We start from the raw sequence: 2,471 nt of genomic DNA, 5'->3' as shown, positions 1-2,471 counted from the left end.
TGTATAGGGCGGTGTAAAAGTAGGCCACTGAAGCGGCGGCGTTGTGTTGCTGCGGGCGGAGTAAAAGTCTGCCACTTTTTGGCTTTTCCATTTGATGGGAGGGCCGGAGGATTTATTCAGTGGATTTATACAGAAGGGTTCGCCTTGCGTGCCATGTGCAAGGCCTGAGCAACCGGGAGGCTGCCCGGCGTTTCGGGATCAGCCGTGACACAGTCGCGAAGATGCTCTCGCATTCAGAGCCGCCGGGCTACCGGCGCTCAGTGCCGGTCAGGCGTCCCAAGCTTGATGGCTACACCGACATCATCGACAGTATTCTGGAGGGTGACCGCCAGGTAGGGCGCAAGCAGCGCCATACAGCGAAGCGTATCTTCGAGCGCCTACGCTCCGAGTATGGCTTTGATGGCGGTTATACGATCATCAAGGACTATGTGAGAGAGTACCGTCGGACCAGCCGCGAGGTCTATGTACCGCTGAGCCACACCCCCGGTCACGCGCAGGCGGACTTCGGCGAGGCCCAGGTGGTCATCGGCGGGGTGCGGCAGAAGGCCCACTTCTTCGTGCTGGACCTGCCGCATAGCGATGCCTGTTATGTCAGGGCCTATCCCCGGGCCACGACGGAGGCCTGGCTGGACGGCCACAACCATGCCTTTGCCTTCTTTGGCGCTGTGCCGCAGTCGGTCCTGTACGACAATGACCGCTGTCTTGTATCTCGCATTCTGCCGGATGGCACGCGCAAGCGGACCGACAGCTTCTCGGCCTTCCTGTCCCACTATCTGATAGAGGACCGCTATGGCCGCCCCGGCAAGGGCAACGATAAGGGCAAGGTTGAAGGCATGGTCGGCTATATGCGCCGGACCTTCATGGTCCCCATTCCGTCCTTCGCCAGCTTTGACGCTTTCAACGACTATCTGGAGGACGCTTGTACCAGGCGGCAGTCAGATGTCCTGTCAGGGCACAAGGTGAGCATCGGGGACCGGCTGCAGGCTGATCTGGCGGCAATGCGCCCCTTGCCGGGGGCGTTCTTCGATGCCTGCCACAAGCAGGCCGGTCGGGTCACGTCCCTGTCGCTGGTGCGTTACAAGGGCAATGATTATTCGGTGCCTGTTGCCTTTGCCCACCGGGAGGTCTGGGTCCGGGGCTATGTCGGCGAGGTGGTCATTGGCTGTGCCGGGGAGATCATCGCCCGCCACGAGCGCTCCTATGACGAGGCGGATATGATCTTCAATCCATTGCATTACCTGCCGCTGATTGAGCGCAAGATCATGAGCCTTGATCAGGCGGCCCCGCTTGATGGCTGGAACCTGCCGGAGGAAATCCTCAAACTGCGCCGCCTGCTGGAAGCCCGCATGGGCAAGGCCGGCAAGCGGGAATATGTCCAAGTGCTGAGACTATTGGACACCGTGGATATGGAGACGCTGTCGGCAGCCGTGAAGGACGCCCTGAGGTTGGGGGCCATCGGCTATGACGCCATCAGGCATCTGGTGCTGTGCCGGATCGAACGCCGACCGGCCCGGCTTGACCTGAGCCTTTACCCCTACCTGCCGAAGGCCACGGTGGGCACCACATCCCCGTCCAGCTATATGTGTCTGATGGGGGCAGCGTCATGAGTGAAGCACCCCAGATACTGCTATCCCACCATCTGAAGAAGCTGCGCCTGCCCACCTTCCTTCGGGACTATGACAAGGTGGCCCGCCAGTGTGCGTCTGAAGGTGTTGACCATACCGGTTATCTGGCCCGGCTCACCGAGCTGGAACTGATCGACCGGGAAAGGCGGATGATCGAGCGGCGGATCCGGTTGGCGAAGTTCCCGGCGGTCAAGAGCCTCGACAGCTTTGACTTCAAGGCCATTCCCGAGCTGAACAAGATGCTAGTGCTCACGCTCGCACGCTCAGAGTATGTGGACCGTTATGAGAATATCATCGCCCTTGGCCCCAGTGGCACCGGCAAGACCCATGTCGCCCTCGGTCTCGGGCTGGCCGCCTGCCAGAAGGGCATCAGCGTCGGCTTCACCACGGCCAGCGTCCTGGTGCATGAACTGATGGAGGCGAGGGATGAGAAGTCCCTGCTGCGCTACAAGAAGAAGCTGGCCAAATACAGATTGCTGATCGTTGACGAACTGGGCTTTGTGCCGCTCTCAAAGACCGGCGCCGAACTGTTGTTCGAGGTCTTCTCCGAGCGATATGAAAGTGGCTCCACCATCATCACCAGCAACCTTCCGTTCGACGAGTGGACAGAAACCTTCGGCTCGGAACGCCTCACCGGCGCGCTCCTCGACCGGCTGACCCACCATGTTCACATCCTCGAGATGAACGGCGAAAGCTACCGCCTCGCGCAGAGCCGCTCAAAACCCCACCCAAAATGATCGCCAAAATATGATAGCCGGGGGCATGCCCCCGGCTATCATATCAACCATATCCATACTGGCTCACTTTTACGCCGCCCTATGGCCTAATTTTGCTCCGCCCTTGACA

The 2,471-nt window shown here is 60.1% G+C and carries 2 protein-coding genes; both read left to right on the top strand.

The window, feature by feature from the left end:
• Window positions 1-110: 110 nt before the first annotated feature.
• Window positions 111-1,607: an IS21 family transposase gene (gene istA / locus KORM41_RS00010; protein WP_156431830.1), complete on the top strand. Its 1,497-nt coding sequence runs from the start codon at window positions 111-113 to the stop codon at window positions 1,605-1,607.
• A complete protein-coding gene (gene istB / locus KORM41_RS00005; RefSeq protein WP_068143101.1) occupies window positions 1,604-2,362 on the top strand; it encodes an IS21-like element helper ATPase IstB in 759 nt (252 codons plus the stop codon). The genes istA and istB overlap by 4 nt, the downstream gene beginning before the upstream one ends.
• The last annotated feature ends 109 nt before the right edge of the window (window positions 2,363-2,471 follow it).

The sequence above is a fragment of the Kordiimonas lipolytica genome, assembly GCF_001550065.1.
Note: the sequence above shows the minus strand (reverse complement) of the source record. Positions and strands in the feature narration are given on the sequence as shown.